Origin of the sequence: Bradyrhizobium sp. USDA 241 (assembly GCF_049739505.1) — a bacterium.
In the GTDB taxonomy this organism is placed as follows: Bacteria; Pseudomonadota; Alphaproteobacteria; order Rhizobiales; family Xanthobacteraceae; genus Bradyrhizobium; species Bradyrhizobium liaoningense.
The window spans coordinates 115,957-132,734 of the sequence record NZ_JBMGPZ010000006.1; the positions used below are offsets into that span (position 1 = coordinate 115,957).

Annotated in this window: 10 protein-coding genes and 5 pseudogenes; 9 read left to right on the plus strand and 6 right to left on the minus strand. The window is 61.2% G+C overall.

Annotation, left to right across the window (positions count from 1 at the left end; all coding sequences use genetic code 11):
* The first annotated feature begins 112 nt into the window (after nt 1-112).
* Together ABIF91_RS44025 and ABIF91_RS44030 are read left to right on the plus strand one after the other, a co-directional pair.
* Entirely contained in the window at nt 113-4,249 is a 4,137-nt protein-coding gene (locus ABIF91_RS44025; protein ID WP_424579885.1) for a non-ribosomal peptide synthetase, read from the plus strand.
* A 442-nt stretch (nt 4,250-4,691) separates the two neighbouring features.
* A pseudogene (locus ABIF91_RS44030) lies at nt 4,692-4,916 on the plus strand (IS110 family transposase); the annotation flags it as partial.
* A 33-nt stretch (nt 4,917-4,949) separates the two neighbouring features.
* Here ABIF91_RS44030 and ABIF91_RS44035 read toward each other — a convergent pair.
* A pseudogene (locus ABIF91_RS44035) lies at nt 4,950-5,429 on the minus strand (transposase); the annotation flags it as partial.
* 192 nt (nt 5,430-5,621) lie between these two features.
* Here ABIF91_RS44035 and istA (ABIF91_RS44040) point away from each other — a divergent pair.
* Nucleotides 5,622-7,103: pseudogene (gene istA, locus ABIF91_RS44040) on the plus strand (IS21 family transposase); the annotation flags it as partial.
* A gap of 115 nt (nt 7,104-7,218) precedes the next feature.
* Nucleotides 7,219-8,568: pseudogene (gene istA, locus ABIF91_RS44045) on the plus strand (IS21 family transposase); the annotation flags it as partial.
* A 72-nt stretch (nt 8,569-8,640) separates the two neighbouring features.
* Here the strand turns inward: istA (ABIF91_RS44045) and ABIF91_RS44050 are convergent.
* Complete coding sequence (locus ABIF91_RS44050; protein ID WP_424578759.1) at nt 8,641-9,867, minus strand: IS256 family transposase; 1,227 nt, start codon at nt 9,865-9,867, stop codon at nt 8,641-8,643.
* A gap of 53 nt (nt 9,868-9,920) precedes the next feature.
* Between ABIF91_RS44050 and ABIF91_RS44055 the strand changes: the two are divergent.
* The 5 genes and pseudogenes from ABIF91_RS44055 to repC form a co-directional block, all read left to right on the plus strand.
* Nucleotides 9,921-10,088: pseudogene (locus tag ABIF91_RS44055) on the plus strand (IS21 family transposase); the annotation flags it as partial.
* On the plus strand, nt 10,088-10,951 hold the full coding sequence (gene istB, locus ABIF91_RS44060; protein ID WP_038952122.1) for an IS21-like element helper ATPase IstB: 864 nt from the start codon (nt 10,088-10,090) through the stop codon (nt 10,949-10,951). The pseudogene ABIF91_RS44055 and the gene istB, both read left to right, overlap by 1 nt.
* 358 nt (nt 10,952-11,309) lie before the next feature.
* Complete coding sequence (gene repA / locus ABIF91_RS44065) at nt 11,310-12,545, plus strand: plasmid partitioning protein RepA (RefSeq protein WP_193374353.1); 1,236 nt, start codon at nt 11,310-11,312, stop codon at nt 12,543-12,545.
* A 178-nt stretch (nt 12,546-12,723) separates the two neighbouring features.
* Nucleotides 12,724-13,737 carry a plasmid partitioning protein RepB gene (repB, locus tag ABIF91_RS44070; protein ID WP_035676327.1) on the plus strand — a complete coding sequence of 338 codons (1,014 nt, stop codon included), beginning with the start codon at nt 12,724-12,726 and terminating at the stop codon, nt 13,735-13,737.
* A gap of 215 nt (nt 13,738-13,952) precedes the next feature.
* A complete protein-coding gene (gene repC, locus ABIF91_RS44075) occupies nt 13,953-15,272 on the plus strand; it encodes a plasmid replication protein RepC (RefSeq protein WP_035676325.1) in 1,320 nt (439 codons plus the stop codon).
* Nucleotides 15,273-15,305: 33 nt separating this feature from the next.
* Here the strand turns inward: repC and ABIF91_RS44080 are convergent, their stop codons facing one another.
* From ABIF91_RS44080 to ABIF91_RS44095, 4 genes are all read right to left on the minus strand, one after another.
* The gene (locus ABIF91_RS44080) at nt 15,306-15,737 is read right to left on the minus strand and encodes a type II toxin-antitoxin system VapC family toxin (protein ID WP_050995330.1); all 432 of its coding nucleotides are present in this window, start codon (nt 15,735-15,737) and stop codon (nt 15,306-15,308) included.
* A complete protein-coding gene (locus ABIF91_RS44085; RefSeq protein ID WP_035676323.1) occupies nt 15,737-15,982 on the minus strand; it encodes a type II toxin-antitoxin system VapB family antitoxin in 246 nt (81 codons plus the stop codon). Before ABIF91_RS44085 ends, ABIF91_RS44080 begins: the two co-directional genes overlap by 1 nt.
* A gap of 72 nt (nt 15,983-16,054) precedes the next feature.
* Nucleotides 16,055-16,456, minus strand: a complete 402-nt coding sequence (locus ABIF91_RS44090; RefSeq protein WP_035676321.1) for a type II toxin-antitoxin system VapC family toxin — start codon at nt 16,454-16,456, stop codon at nt 16,055-16,057.
* Nucleotides 16,453-16,707 (minus strand): AbrB/MazE/SpoVT family DNA-binding domain-containing protein, encoded by a 255-nt coding sequence (locus ABIF91_RS44095; RefSeq protein WP_035676319.1) that lies wholly within the window; start codon nt 16,705-16,707, stop codon nt 16,453-16,455. The genes ABIF91_RS44090 and ABIF91_RS44095 overlap by 4 nt, the downstream gene beginning before the upstream one ends.
* Nucleotides 16,708-16,778: the final 71 nt, after the last annotated feature.

Consider the following 16,778-nt stretch of genomic DNA (forward strand, 5'->3'; position numbering starts at 1 on the left):
CTGTTCGCCAGGCCGGTGCTGGCCGATCTGGCCGCAAGCCTTGGGGTGTCATCACGAGGTGGCGGTCCCGGCCAACCTGATCACGGCAGAGAGCAGCTCGATTACGCCGCAGATGCTGCCACTGATCGAGTTGGCGCAGGAAGAGATCGACCGGATCGTCGCCACGGTGCCCGGTGGCATCGGCAACATCCAGGACATTTATGCGTTGTCGCCGCTGCAGGACGGCATCCTGTTCCATCATCTGTTGGCGACGAAGGGCGATCCGTATCTGCTGGTCTCGCAGATGGCGTTTGCCGAGCGTGGGCTGCTGGATCGCTATCTCGCCGCGGTTCAGCGGCTGGTGGATCGGCACGACATTCTGCGTACGTCGTATGTCTGGGAGGGCCTGTCGCGCCCGGCCCAGGTGGTGTGGCGGAAGGCGCCGCTGGATGTGACCGAGGTTGAGCTGGGCTCTGGCGGTCCTGGCCACGCGCAGCTCAGGAGACGGTTTGATCCGCGCCGGCACCGCATCGATCTTGGCCGGGCGCCGCTGTTGCGGTTTGTGATTGCGCGCGAGCCCGACAGCGCGCGCTGGCTGCTTTTGGAGCTGCAGCATCATCTGATCGGGGATCATACCACGTTGGAGGTGATGCATGCCGAGGTCCGGGCTGTGCTGGAGGGACGTGAGCGTGAGCTGGCAGTCCCGCAGCCGTTCCGCAACCTGGTGGCGCAGGCGCATCTCGGCGGGGACGCCAAAGCGCATGAAGAGTTCTTTCGGACGATGCTGGCGGACATCGATGAGCCGACCACGCCGTTCGGCTTAAGCGAGGTGCGCGGCGACGGCGGCGGGGTTAATGAAGCGCATCGGATGCTGCCGCAGGCGCTGCACACGCGGCTGCGCAGCCAGGCGCGGCGGCTTGGGGTGAGCCTGGCGAGCCTATGCCATCTGGCCTGGGGGCAGGTGGTGGCGCGCAGCAGCGGCCGCGAGCAGGTGGTGTTCGGCACGTTGCTGTTCGGCCGCATGCATGGGGGCGTTGGTAGCGACCGTACCATGGGCCTGTTCATCAACACCCTGCCGCTGCGGCTTGATCTTGATGGGACCGGGGTCGAGGCGAGCGTGCGGACCACGCACGCCCGGCTGGCCGAGCTCTTGGCGCACGAGCATGCCTCGCTGGCGCTGGCGCAACGCTGCAGCGGCGTTGCGGCGCCGGCGCCGCTGTTCAGCGCGCTGTTGAACTACCGCCACAACACGCCGGCGGCAATCTCCGGCGCCGGACCGGATGATGAGCTGTCCGGCGTGGAATGGCTGGGCGGGGAGGAACGCACCAACTATCCGCTGACCTTGGCGGTGGAGGATTTTGGCGAGGCGCTCGGGCTGACGGCGCAGGTGGTGGAGGGCATCTCTGCGGAGCGGGTCTGCGGCTACATGCAGCGGGCGCTCGAGCAACTGGCCGAGGCGCTGGCGCATGCGCCGAACACGCCGGTCCGCGAACTGGATATCCTGCCACCTGCTGAGCGCGCGTATCTGTTGGAGGAGCTGAACCGGACGGCGGCGCCGTATCCTGAGCAGCAGTGCATCCATGAGCTGTTCGAGGAGCAGGTGCGCAAGGCGCCGGAGGCGGTGGCGGTGGTCTTCGAGGACGAGCGCCTGAGCTACGGCGAGCTCAATGCGCGGGCCAACCGGCTGGCGCATCACCTGATCGGGCTCGGGGTCAGGCCGGACCAGCCGGTGGCGATCTGCCTGGAACGCAGCCCGGCGATGGTGGTGGGGCTGTTGGCGATCCTCAAGGCGGGTGGCGCCTACCTGCCGCTGGATCCGGCCTATCCGTCGGCGCGGCTGCGCCAGGTGCTCGACGATGCCGCGCCGCAGCTGCTGCTGGCCGATGCGGCGGGACGATCGGCGCTTGGCTGCGATGCGCTGGGGGATGTGACGGTGGTCGATCTCGAGACGGCGACACCGGCCTGGGCCGAGCTGCCGGCCTCGAACCCCGACCCGCGTGCCCTCGGCCTGAGCTCACGCCATCTCGCCTATGTGATCTACACCTCAGGCTCAACAGGCACCCCAAAGGGCGTCATGGTCGAGCATCGGGGATTGGTCAATCTGGGGTTGGCTCAGATCGTGCTTTTTGGCGTTTGTTCGAACAGCCGAGTGGTGCAGTTCGCCTCCTTTGGTTTTGATGCCAGTGCGTCGGAAATTGTCATGGCATTTGGCTCAGGAGCCGCATTGCATTTGCTTGCGGATGAGCTCCGTCAATCGACTAAAGAGCTATCGGATTATCTGCGAAACGAAGCCATCACGCATGCGACGTTGCCTCCAGCATTGCTTCAGGGAAGCCAGAATCTGGAATATTTGGCGCCGCAACTTCTCATTCTTGCTGGAGAGCTCCCGAGGGCCGAACTTATCCGAGGCCTGCCTGCAGCATCTATTGTGAACGCCTATGGACCTACCGAAGCAACAGTCTGCGCGACGACCTGGAGTTGCCCGGATGATTTTGATGGCGCAGCTGTCCCGATCGGCCGTCCGATTGCCAACACGCGAGTGTATCTGCTGGACGGTCATGGTGCGCCGGTTCCGTTTGGGGCGGTGGGGGAGCTTTACATTGGCGGGGCGGGAGTTGCGCGGGGCTATCTGAACCGGCCCGCGCTGACGGCGGAGCGGTTCATCGCCAGCCCCTTTGTGGAGGGCGACCGGCTGTACCGGACCGGGGATCTTGCGCGGTACTTGCCGGACGGCAATCTGGAGTTCCTGGGCCGCAACGACGAGCAGGTGAAGATCCGCGGCTTCCGGATCGAGCCCGGGGAGATTGCGGCGCGGCTTTGCGAGCACCCGTTGGTGCGCGAGGCGGTGGTGGTGGCGCAACAGGATGGCGCCGGCGACAAGCATCTTGTGGCCTATCTGGTGTGCGCGCCCGAGGCCGGCTCGGACGAGGAAGATGGAAGCACGTTGGCCGGCGCCTTGCGCGCGCATGTGAGTGCGCGGCTGCCGGACTACATGGTGCCCTCGGCGTTCGTGCGGCTATCGGGGCTGCCGCTGACGGTGAACGGCAAGCTCGATCGCAAGGCGCTGCCGGCGCCGGAAGATGATGCGTATGCGCGTCGGACGTACGAGCCGCCGCGGGGCGAGATCGAGACGGCGCTGGCCGAGATCTGGGCCGAGCTTCTGGGGCTCGAGCGGGTCGGGCGCCACGACAATTTCTTCGAACTCGGCGGACACTCGCTGCTGGCGGTGCAGTTGCTCAGTCGCGCAGTCGATCTCGGGATCAAGTTCAGCGCCGCCGACCTCTTCCAAGCCCCCGCTCTAAAGGAACTTGCATCGAACGTTCATTTGGAATCTCAGCCCAGCAGGTCGGGACTGATTTGTGTTCGAGAAACCGGATCGCAGCCGCCGCTGTTCTTTGTTCCCACAGGTTTGGGCGATTGCTCCTATATAGCCAGTTTGGCGCAAGAAATGGATGTCGACTGTCCTGTCTACGGTTTGCCATGGCCGCAATTCAGTGCAGCTCAATTTCCAACTGTTCAAGAGATCGCCTCGCAAGCTAGCATGGCGATTCGCGAGATCCAGCCGCGAGGTCCATATCGGTTCTCTGGATACTCATCAGGAGGAATCTTGGCTTATGCAATTGCGCAGCAGCTACTAAAGCTCAACGAAGCTGTTTCCTTCATCGGCCTAATTGACGTTGTTTTATTTGCAAATGCATCAAGGACATCACCCACCCAAATGATACAAGAAGTACTGCTGGAATCTCTCGAATTAGATGACGAGAAGTTCGAAATCCTCGACCGCTTCGCTGGACAAAATTCAATTTCCCGACTGCTTGAAAAGGCTCAGAGAATTGGGGCGATCCCTCTGGATCGTGATCTCCGCAATGACATTCTGACGTATGAAAGGGCCACGCAGTTCCAACGGGCGCTGGCCTTGTATCAAGTTCCGTCCCTTCCGGTTGAGATACACCAATTCTACGCGAACCGACCTCTTAGCCGTCGGACACGTTCTCGAAAAACTTCGCTAGGTCCAGAAGCAAGTTCGCCTTTGCGGGGTTGGGACCGGATTTTGAGTGCGGAGACCATTCATGCCGTGCCAATTCCAGGCGACCATGTGACTATGATGAGTGTCCCGGAAAACCGCCAAGTTCTGGCTCGACGCCTATCAACGACCTTAAACAGCTCATCAATGCCAGATCGTGTCCCTGAGCATGGTGTAACTGGCGGTGGGACATCGCGTTCGCCGGCGAGGGCCGGACTGGTCAGCTGGCGGTCGCCGGAAGGCTGACGCTTGGATGCTGACGCGGGCGCCTCGTGAGCTGCGCGACGCATTCGACCAAAAAGAGCTCGAGGAACCACTCAAAGTCGTCACGGCAGCTGCAGAGGATATGGGCGTACCCGTTTGAGCGGCCGTACAGGCGTTGATTGATGCTGACCTGCCCCCGAACTTTCATCCAGCGGCAATTAGAGTCTCGACTTATTTTACGCCACGAGGCGCGGGTGGAGCAACATGCGATCGGCGGAGCTGGTCGGGGTTGCGCTAAAATGGACCCGCGGAGCGGGACCGGTTGAACCGGTTTGTTTAGTTGGAAACGGATCGCTCCTGATCCCTTTCTATCACGCAGCCAGAGACTCTGTCTGCTGCAGTTGCTGTGATGGGGTGGACGCCCCTCGACGGCATCGATGTGCCAAAGTGAAGGGTGTTGAACCGTCAGAAAGAGGAAGCGTCCGTGAACGAAGTTAGCACGATTGGACTAGACTTGGCGAAACATGTTTTTCAGGCACATGGCGCAGACGCTGGCGGCGTTGTTGTTTTCCGCAAACAGCTGCGTCGTGATAATGTGCTGGCTTTCTTTGCTCAGCAGCCTGCGTGCCTGGTAGCGATGGAAGCCTGCGCCAGCGCCCATCACTGGGCTCGTGAGATTGGCAAGCTGGGTCACGCAGTGCGTCTGATTGAGCTATGGCTGATTTTGGGTGACGCGGCCTGATCAGGCGGCGTGGCTTTCAGTGTTCGGAATGACTTCGATTCCGTCGATGAACTTTACACCGGCGATGACTTTCGGCAACTGGTTCGTGCTCTTCAATCGCCGCCAGGTCTTCGATGCGGCGTCGATGAGCTTGAACACCATCAGCTTCGCAGTTTGTTGCGACAGCGATCCCTTGGTCCGCACCGTTCGGTGGCGCACCGTGGCGAAGACGCTCTCGATCGGGTTCGAGCTGCGTAGGTGGATCCAGTGCTCAGCAGGGAAGTCGAAGAAGGCGAGCAGCGCATGGCGATCCTTGATCAGGCACTCCACCGCACGTCCGTATTTGACGTGGTATTTCTCGACGAAGACGTCGATCGCGGTTTCAGCTTCGGCCCGGTGTGGGGCCAGATAGATGTTCCGCAGGTCGTTCTTCATGGGGCCCTGCACGGATTTGGCGACCTTGTCGAGTACGTTGCTCACTTTATGGCACCAGCATCGTTTGCGCGGCGGCGATCAGGGTGAGACTCCAGCGACAATCAAGGTGAGACTGCGCCGATGGGGGCGGACCGAAGGGAGGGCGTAGCCCGACCGGAGGACCGTCCCCATCGGCGTCGCGCGTTTGCGGACCCGTCTGGCGGCCGGGTGCGGCTGGTGCAAGCTGTTGATTCGTCTCGACAAGAGGGAATCGATGCCTTGCCTGGCTTCCACATCACCGACCACCAGATGAGGCTGTACATGACCTACCGACAGACACTGTCCCCCGAAGCCGCCGCGGCCAAGGCGGGGTTCTCGAAGGCAAGCGCGTATCGAATCGAGGGCGATTGTCGCCCGCCATCGCAGAAGAAGACGCCGAGGGGCCGGCGCCGGTCCGATCCGCTCGCGCAGTATTGGGAGGCCGAGATCGTTCCGATCCTGAAGGCTGCGCCCGGCATCCGCGTGATCGGCGTGCTGGACGAGTTGCGCCGACGGCATCATGACCTGAACCCGAACATCCGCCGCACGCTGGAGCGGCGCATCAACGCCTGGCGGGCGCTCAACGGCCCCGAACAGGACGTGATCTTCCGCCAGCAGCACGAGCCCGGCCGCCTGGGTCTGTCCGACTTCACCGACGTGAGCGCGCTCGGTATTACCATCGCGGGTGAGCCGCTCGATCACCGGCTCTATCACTTCCGGTTGGCGTTCTCCGGCTTCGAGCATGCCCATGTCGTGCTCGGCGGCGAAAGCTTCGTCGCCCTGGCAGAGGGCTTGCAGAACGCGCTGTGGGCGCTTGGCGGCGTGCCGCGGGAGCATCGCAGCGACAGCCTGTCGGCAGCGTTCCGCAATCTGGCCGCCGACGCACGGGAGGATCTGACGCAGCGCTACGCCGGGCTGATGGGCCACTATGGCATGGCGCCAACGCGCAACAATGCGGGCATCGCACATGAGAACGGCTCGATCGAGAGCGCGCACGGCCATCTCAAGCGGGCACTGGAAGATGCGCTGTTGCTGCGGGGGACGCGCGACTTCGCCAGTCTCGATGCGTACCGGGCTTTTGTCGACGAGATTGTCGGCCGGCGCAACGCCAACCTCGCCAAGCCGATCGCGCTCGAGAAGGAGGCATTGGCGCCGCTGCCAAAAGGCCGCACGACCGACTTCGAGGAGAAAGTGATCCCGGTGACGTCGTCAGGCGGCTTCATCCTGCGGCGCGTGTTCTACACCGTGCCTTCAAGATTGATCGGCCATCGCCTGCGTGTGCGCATCTTCGACGACCGGCTCGAATGCTTCCTTGGCGTCACACCGGTCGTAACGCTGCGGCGCGGTCGGCCTGTGTCCGAGAGCCACGGCGGTCATGTCGTGGATTACCGGCACGTCATCCATGCCCTGCGGCGCAAGCCGATGGCGCTCCTCAATCTCGTTTATCGCGACCAACTCTTCCCGCGTGCAGCTTACAAACGTCTGTTCGAGACCTTGCGGGAGCATGGTGATGACCGGCGCGCCTGCAAGGTGACGGTCGAGCTTCTGGCGCTGGCTCACGAGCGCGCCTGCGAAGCAGAACTCGCCGAGGCGATCGCGATGAATCTGGACGCCGGGCAGTTACCCGATCTTGCCGCGCTGCGCGACCGCTTCCGGCCCGAGGCGGCCTCGATCCCGCGTGTCGCCGTCAAGCTGGCGCCGCTCGACGTCTACGATGAACTCGCCTGTGTTTCGGCATGGAATAAGGACCCCGTTTTCGGGGTGATCGGCATCCAATCGGGACCCCGGGATAAGGGTCCACAGTGGCTTCCATCGAGTCATGGAAGCCGAGGTTGGGATGCTGGTGGTGGAGACGATTGGTAAGATCCGTCGCGCCTACTTTGTTGATGGTCGTCCGATCAAGGCGATCTGCCGAGAACTTGGCGTATCGCGGAAGGTGGTTCGCAAGGTCATTCGTTCTCAAGCGACGGAGTTCCGGTACGAGCGCGAGACGCAGCCGCTCCCGAAGATGGGTGCCTGGAGTGCCGAGCTTGATCGGTTGCTGGCAGGGAATGAGAGCAAGGCGGCGCGGGAACGGCTGACGCTGATCCGGCTATTCGAGGAGCTTCGCGGCCTGGGTTATGCCGGCGGCTATGATGCGGTTCGTCGATACGCACGACGGTGGAGCAAGGAACGCGGCACCTCGACAGCGTCGGCTTATGTGCCGCTGAGCTTTGCACCCGGCGAAGCTTACCAGTTCGACTGGAGCCACGAGGTCGTCCTGCTGAGCGGCACCACGGTGATGGTGAAGGCTGCTCATGTCCGGCTCTGTCACAGCCGCATGCTGTTCGTGCGGGCCTATCCGCGGGAGACGCAGGAGATGGTGTTCGACGCCCACGACCGGGCATTCGCCTTGTTCAAAGGCACCTGCACCCGCGGCATCTACGACAACATGAAGACCGCGGTGGAGACGATCTTTGTCGGTAAAGGCCGTCTCTACAATCGCCGCTTCCTGCAGATGTGCAGCCACTATCTGGTCGATCCGGTCGCCTGTACGCCAGCGTCGGGCTGGGAGAAGGGGCAAGTCGAGAACCAGGTCGGGCTGGTCCGGGAACGCTTCTTCACGCCGCGGCTGCGGTTCAAAACCCTCGACGAGTTAAACGCCTGGCTGCTCGACAAATGCATCGCCTACGCCAAGGCTCATCGCCATCCGGAGCTGACCGATCAGACGATCTGGGACGTGTTCGAAGCCGAACGCCCCAAACTCGTTCCCTATGCCGGCCGCTTCGACGGCTTCCATGCGGTGACGGCATCGGTCTCGAAGACCTGCCTGGTGCGCTTCGACAACAACAAGTACTCGGTCGCAGCCAGCGCAGTCGGACGACCGGTCGAGGTTCAAGCCTATGCCGATCGCATCGTGATCCGTCAGGATGGACGTATCGTTGCCGAGCACCCGCGATCATTCGGTCGCGGCGAGACGGTCTACGACCCTTGGCACTATGTGCCCGTGCTGGTGCGCAAGCCCGGTGCCTTGCGTAATGGCGCTCCCTTCAAGGACTGGGTGCTGCCCGCAGCGATTGAGCGTGTACGGCGCAAACTCGCCGGTGCCGACGATGGCAATCGACAGATGGTCGACATCCTCAATGCGGTGCTGACAGACGGATTGCCCGCGGTGGAAGCCGCCTGCGCCGAGGCGGTCGCTCATGGGGGAGTGTCAGAAGTTTTGTGTAAGAGCGTCTCTGTGAGGGGTTTGCGGGGTCAGCGGACTGACCCCATAGGGTCAGTCCGCTGAGCCTGCAAAGCGCTCGCCGAACTGGATGGCAAACTGGCCCATTGCGGCCGTCCATGCAACCGGTCGTCGCCAATGGATGCCGGCATTTCTGATGGCGAGGTAAAGCAGCTTCATCGCCGCCTCGTCGTTGGGGAAGCTGCCGCGTGTTTTGATGATCTTGCGCAGCGAACGGTTCAGCGCCTCGACCGTGTTGGTGGTATAGATCATTTTGCGTATCTCCGGCGCGAAGGCGAAGAACGGAATGACGTGCTCCCACGCCCGGCGCCAGGCCGCCCCGATCGCGGGATAGCGCTTGCCCCACTCGGCTTCGAAGTCCTCGAGCCTGAGCAGAGCGGCGTCGGCATTCTCGGCATGATAGATCGCCTTGATCGAGGGAAGGATCGCCTTGCGATCCTTCCAGGACACGAAGGATAGGCTGTTGCGGATCAAATGCACGATGCAGGTCTGGACCATCGCCTTGGGAAAGACGCTGTTGATCGCCTCGGGAAAGCCCTTCAGACCGTCGACGACGGCGATCAGGATGTCGGCGACGCCGCGGTTCCTCAGATCGTTCATGACCTTGAGCCAGAATTTGGCGCCTTCGGTTTGCTCGATCCAAAGCCCGAGCACGTCTTTCTCGCCCGATGCAGTGATGCCCAGCACGACGTAGACTGCCTTGTTCTTGACCATCCCCTCATCGCGAATCTTGACCCTGAGCGCGTCGAAGAAGACCACCGGATAGATCGCTTCCAGCGGCCGGCTCTGCCATTCGCGGACCTCGTCGAGAATCGCGTCGGTGACCTTGCTGATCAGATCGGGGGACACCTCGGTGCCGTAGAGCTCGGCCAGATGGCCCTGGATCTCCCGTACCGTCATGCCCCGCCCGTAGAGACTGATGATCTTCTCGTCGAAGCCGTCGAAGCGGGTCTGGCCCTTCGCGACGATCACCGGTTCGAACGTGCCGGCGCGGTCGCGCGGCACCTCGATCTCGATCTCGCCGTCGTCCGTCAACAGCGCTTTGCTGCTTGTGCCGTTGCGGCTGTTGCCCGACCCGCGGCCCGCCGGGTCGCCCTTCTCATAGCCAAGGTGGTGGGTCAGCTCCGCACCCAGTGCGCGCTCCAGAAGCGCCTTCTTCAGTCGTCTGAAAAGCCCGTCTTCGCCGGCTAAGTCTTCTGGCTTGAGGCTGCCCCCGGCAAGAAGCTGGTCCAAAATCTCAGGTGAAAAATCCGTAGCCATGTGAGTCTCCTGTCAAAGGTAAACTCACAGAAACCATCTTACACCGAGTTACTGACACCCTCGCTCATGGCGTTCATTCCGCCGATGTCGTTCTCAATATCCTGGCCCGTCAACGTGAACCCGCCCCACCGGCCAACATCATGACGCCGGCCGCACTGACGCTCCGTCATGCACCGATCGCCGATTGTGCCCGCTACGACAACCTCCGGAGGACCATCTGATGGAACGAACCCAAATCTTCGACCTCATGGGCGAACTCAAGCTCTACGGCATGAAGGCTGCCTTCGACGAGATCATGGCAACTGCCGTTAAGCGCCAGCACGAACCTCAGCGCATTGTCGGCGACCTGCTCAACGCCGAGATCAACGAGAAGCAAGCCAGGTCGATCAAATACCAGCTCACCATTGCCAAGCTGCCGCTCGCCAAGGACATCGCCGACTTCCAGTTCGACGGCACGCCGATCAATCAGACTCTCGTCAATGATCTCGCTGACGGCGGCTTCATCGCCCAACAACGCAACGTCGTGCTGGTTGGCGGCACCGGTACAGGCAAAACACACCTGGCCATTGCCGTCGCCAGAAGTTGCATCCGCAATGGCGCTAGAGGACGCTTCTACAACGTCGTCGACCTCGTCAACCGGCTCGAGACCGAAACCCGCAACGGTCGGCAGGGACGGCTCGCCGAGCATCTGACCCGCATGGACTTCATCGTCCTCGACGAGCTGGGCTATCTGCCGTTCGCGCAATCCGGCGGTCAGCTCTTGTTCCATCTCATCAGTCGGCTCTACGAGCGCACCTCAGTCATTGTCACCACAAATCTTGCGTTCGGCGAATGGCCGAGCGTGTTCGGCGATGCCAAAATGACCACCGCGCTACTCGACCGATTGACCCATCACTGCGACATCGTCGAGACCGGCAACGACAGCTGGCGATTCAAAAGCCGCGACGATGTTCAAACAACCCGCGCTCGCGCCGTCTCCGCAACCCCGACCAGCTCCGACGACCCGAGCGCTACCAGCAGAGCACGCCGATCAAAGGGGTCCCTTTTGGAGGCCGATAGGGGGTCCCAGTCAAACGCCGATTGACATGTTGCTCCGAATCTGTCGGGTTCGGAGGGGTAAAAGCCACCATCGCCGGGCCGGCGCGACTAATGAAATTATGAGTGCGATTCGGGCTCGCGGGGGTGAGTCGGGGCAAAATGGCTCCGGAAACGGTCGTGGAACACGGAAAAACGGGCTCCGGACCCTAATAAAAGTATGAGTGCAGCGTCGGCCGTTCATAAATGTCCAGCTTAGCCATAGTGTTGAAGTTGTTGATGAATTACCTTGAGAGAGGTCCGATTCGTGAGAGACTGTTAACACCTCGTTAACCATTACCCTCTTGCAGGGGCATGCTTCGATGGTACCGTCACGGATAGATCGGGCATTCGCCTGATTTTCCGTGATGAGAGATTCCAACGTGAGCCCTGCTGCCGAGCACGCGCGAAAGCTGATTCCTTCGGTCGACGAGATTATCGGAGCTCAAGCCGATCTCCTCAGCTCGCAGCTTCAGGCTATGAGTGAGGCGCTCTTTCCCCCCACCTCAAAAAAGGTGCTTCGCAAGTTTACTTCTGGGGAAGCAGCGCGGTTAATTTCCATCTCCGACTCGACCTTGAGAAAGATGACCCTAGCCGGCGAGGGCCCTCAACCCGATCTCGCGAGTAATGGGCGGCGCCTTTATACGTTGGCGCAGATCAATGAGATACGCCAACTACTCGCCGAGTCGCTTCGCGGCCGCGATAGGATCGACGTGGTTCCCCATCGCCGCCCGGGTGAACACCTGCAGGTGGTCGCCGTGACCAACTTCAAAGGCGGTTCTGGCAAGACAACGACATCAGCGCACCTCGCTCAGTATCTGGCCCTCCAAGGGTATAGGGTTCTGGCGGTCGACCTCGATCCCCAGGCAAGCCTCTCTGCTCTTTTGGGCGTGCTTCCCGAGACGGAAGTTCTCGCCAACCAGACCCTGTATGCGGCGATCCGATACGACGACCACAAGAAGTCGTTGAAGGAGGTCATTCGCACGACCTATTTCGATGGGCTAGATCTTGTCCCCGGTAATCTGGAGCTGATGGAGTTCGAGCATACGACGCCGAAGGCCCTCACCTCTGGTGGTCAAATGCGCGATGGCCTGTTTTTTACGCGCGTTGCCAAGGCTATCGATGATGTCGCGGATCAGTATGACATCGTCGTCATCGATTGCCCCCCTCAGCTTGGCTTCCTGACGCTGAGTGGACTTTGCGCGGCGACGGCCATGGTCGTAACCGTGCATCCCCAGATGCTCGATATCGCTTCCATGAGTCAGTTTCTCCTGATGACGCGCGATCTTCTTGGCGTGGTTCGAGACGCCGGCGGTGAGCTCAAGTACGATTTTGTCCGCTATTTGCTGACTCGCTTTGAGCCGCAGGACGCCCCGCAGACCAAGGTGGCGGCGCTCTTGCGCAACATGTTTGATGACTTTGTTCTGACCAATACGATGGTCAAATCCGCCGCGGTTTCGGATGCGGGACTGACGAAGCAGACACTCTACGAGATCGGTCGAGAAAGCCTGACGCGGTCGACATATGATCGCGCCATGGAGTCACTTCAGGCCGTGAATGGAGAGATTGAAGGGCTCATCAAGGCCGCGTGGGGGCGAGCATGACCACCGCCTCAAGCTCTTTTGGTGCGCCGGGATCCGGTTCCACCATCGGGTTGTTGGGAGCTCCCAACGCGATCACTGCCCTTCCCCCGAATAAGGATCATTTGGCCCGTTGGCTTCTTGCTGTTGGGAGCTCCCAACACCCGGGGCGTGGCCTTTTGCGCAAGGCAGGAGGTCGCGTATGAGCCGGAAGGATGCGATCAATTCCCTCTTTCTGAAAAAGCCCGAAGCTGCGTCGACGCCACAGGTGAAGCATACCGATCGGGTCCGCACAGGCGCGATCGCTGCAATGGGCTCTTCGCTCCAGGAAATGACCGAGGGGGCTAGAGCTGCCGAGCGGCTGCAACAGCAAATAGCCGCCGGCGAGACAGTTATCGCACTCGATCCCGGGCAAATTGACGGGTCCAGGATTGCCGATCGAATTGCCATCGACGTCGATCCGGGTTTTGAGGCGCTGGTTTCCAGTATCTCCGAATACGGGCAGCAGGTGCCGATCCTTGTTCGCCCGCATCCCGAGAAAATTGAGCGCTTCCAGATTGCTTATGGCCGTCGACGGCTTCGCGCTGCGGTCCGGCTGGGTCAATCGGTCAAGGCGATCGTTCGAAGTCTGTCTGACGCCGATCTCGTCATCGCCCAAGGGCGCGAGAATCTTGATCGCGCCGATCTGTCGTTCATCGAGAAGGCGTTTTTCGCAAAGCGCCTCGAGGATGCCGGTTATGATCGCGCAACGATCATCGCGGCCCTTTCAACCGACAAAGCGGATCTTAGCCGGTATATTGCGATTGCGCGTCGTATCCCCGAGCAGTTCGTCTTGCGCATCGGGCCGGCTCCAAAAGCCGGCAGGGCCCGGTGGCTCGGCCTCGCCGAGAAGCTGGACGACGGGAAGGTCGTCACCGCAATCGAGAGCCTCCTGAACGCTCCCGAAGTCGTCGGTCTCGACAGCGATAGTCGGTTTCAGGCTGTGTGGAAGGCCGTCGACAAGCAGCCGAAAAGTACAGCCAAGCGATCCGATGTATGGGTTACGCAGGCAGGCAAACGAGCAGGGCGCGTCGAACGCTCAGCGGGCAAGACCGCGTTGGTGTTCGACGAGAAAGTAGTGCCGGAGTTTGCGACGTGGGTTTCGTCTCGGTTGGACCAACTTTACGCGGAATTCGCGGCCGCAAAGGAAGAGGAGGCGCCAACTAAGAAGGAGTGAATTCGTCGTGATGACGGCGAGGCGCATATGCATCGCCTGGCACCACGCAAACCGCAAAGAAAAAAGGCCCCCGAAACGGATTCCGGAAGCCCTTTCTCACTAGTTTGGCGACTTTGAGAATCGCACTTCCCCGAATCGCAGTCAAGAGCTCGCGCTGAGCTTAGCGCCGTTTTGGCGAGCGGATTTTCTTTGCCTGACACATAGGTGAAGGAAAAATGCAGACGCACATTACAACGACGCCCTTCGGGCGGCGGCCGATGACGCTCGGCCAAATCTCAAATCAGATGGCTGCACGGACTGCGAAGCCCGAAGCGATCGTGCACAAGTGGCAGGTCTTCCAGAATATCCGGGAGGCGAGGGAACTTCTCGGCGCGACGGATCGATCGCTGACGATTCTCAACGCGCTCCTGACCTTTCATCCGGAGACGGCGCTCACGGGGGGTGCCGAGATCGTGGTCTGGCCCTCAAACGTGCAGCTCATGGCGCGGGCCAACGGCATGCCGGCGACGACGCTGCGGCGTCACATCGCTGTGCTGGTCGACTGCGGTTTAGTCGTCCGGCGCGACAGCCCGAACGGCAAGCGCTTCGCCAGAAAGGGCAGGGACGGGGAGATCGAACAGGCCTACGGCTTCGACCTCTCTCCGATCGTGGCGAGAGCCGAGGAATTCAAGGACCTGGCTGAGGCTGTCCGGGCCGAGAAGAAAGCCTTCCGTGTCGCAAAGGAGCGTCTCACGCTGCTGCGGCGGGACATCGTCAAGCTGATTGACGCCGGCATTGAGGAGGGGGTTCCCGGCAACTGGGGCAAGGTTCAGCAGGACTACCAGACGATTATCGGTCGGCTGCCACGATCGGCGCCCAGGCAGGTCCTGGATGACATCTGCGTGGACCTGCACGGCCTCTACACAGAGATACGTGAGGCCCTGGAAACATTCACGAAATCACAGAATCCGGACGCCAATGAGTCCCATTCTGGTCGTCACATACAGAATTCAAATCCAGACCCTAATTTTGAATCTGAATATAGTCCTGCAAAAAGAAAAGAAGCGAGCGGCGCCGTCGAGGAACCCGACAACGTTCAGAGCTTGCCGAAGCGTGAGCTGCCCTTGGGAATCGTGCTCGATGCCTGCCCGAACCTGCTGGAATTGGCGCGAGGCGGCGAAATCCGGCACTGGCGCGACTTCCTGGCAGCGGCGGAGATTGCTCGGCCGATGCTGGGGATCAGTCCCAGCGCCTGGCGCGAAGCGCGTGAGGCCATGGGTGAACAGCATGCGGCGATCACGCTGGCTGCGATCTACCAGCGGGCGGATCAGATCAACAGCGCCGGAGGGTATCTCCGCAGCCTGACCGACAGGGCGAGGGACGGTAAATTCTCGACCTGGCCGATGGTCATGGCGCTGCTGCGGGCGAAACTCGACGCGCAGAAGACGGCGGGGAATGCCGGCGAACCTCGATCCGAAGGCTCGGTTGGCGCCGGGACCGGCCTCCGCGTGTCGGAAGCGCTGCTGAAAAACCTGCAAAGGCCGAAATCGCGATGAGGGCCGAGTTCATCTTCCACGGAAGCCGCGGCGCTACGCCAGATCCGTTTCGGCGAAATCATTGCCCTTGTAGAGCAGGGGCACGTGATAGGCCTTGGCGCCGGCATAGGCGAAGCAGTCGCCGAAATTCAGGTCCGCCTTGTGGCCGACCACCTTCCCGTAGCGTTTGGCGGCATCCACAGCCTTTCGGCCGATATCGGCTGAAACCATGATCTCCTTGATCCCGAAATCCTCCAAGAACGTTGCGACAGCCGACTGTGAGGTTTCGATGAAGTGCACAGGCGCTGGCTTACCCTGCATGCCATTCTCGTCCGCCTTCTTCCGGGCGAGGCTGATCACGGCCTCATAGACGGTCGGCGGCGACACCAGTAACTGGGACGAGGAGCTATCAAGCCGCGCCAGCAGATCCCCGGCGTCATTTTCTTCTCCCAGGATGGCCACGATCGCGGAGGCATCGATATACATCAGATGTCGCCCCACATGTCGTCGGTGAAGGTTTTCATGTCGAAGGAGCCGCCACCCGGCCCCATTGTCCTGGCGATGGCAATGCTCGCTGCCGCGCGCTCGCTTGCCGGCTGTTTCTCACGGACGCGCTGCAGCTCATGCTCGAGCGCGAGACGCACAGCCTCGGTCTTGGTCCTGGCCTTTGTGGCCGCCTGCAGCTTCGCCGCAAGGGCGTCGACATCATCATCACGAATGAACAGAGGCATGAGATATCCCTTTTGAGATATCTGAATATCACGAATTGAATATCTACGCCAGCAGAATGAGATATCTTGGCCTCAGTCGAGCCAGTTTTCGACAATCAGGCCGTCGACACGGCTGAACTCGCCGACATTGGCGGTCACCAGGGTCGCACCGATTGAGATGGTGTGTGCGGCGATGAGGAGGTCGTTGCGGCCAATGGTTCGCCCTTCCCGTTCGAGATTGGCACGAATGGTTGCGTATGCTGCGTCGGCTGGCTCTTCCAGCGGAAGGACGGGAACCACCGACAGGATGTATTCGACCCGTTCCAGCAGCGGTGCCGATCCCTTTTTTGCGCAGCCATATCGCAACTCCGCGGCAACGACGATGCTGGTGCAGACGTTTCCGTCACCGACGCGTTCCAGGTGTTTCGCGGCCTTGCCGCCAGGATTGCGCACGAGGTCGCTGATAATGTTTGTGTCGAGCAGGTAGCGCGTCAAAAAATGTCCTCGGGCGTGACCGGGGCGTCCTCGATGTCAGGAAACTCCTCATTGAGGGGAGACCAACTCGCCAGCAAACTGAGCAAGCCTGTGCTCGATCGCACCGGCTCGATAACGAGGCGATCGCCTTCGCGGCTGATGACGGCACGCTCTCCGGGAAGCTCGAACTCGGCCGGGATACGGATCGCCTGACTGCGGTTGTTGCGAAAGAGCCGAACCTCCTTCGCGGCTGGTTGATGGGCTCGAACCATGCGTCGTGCCTCCTCGTTTCGTTTGTATATGTTTGTATATGCCAGATGGTCGGCTCTTGCAAGGTCGCCGT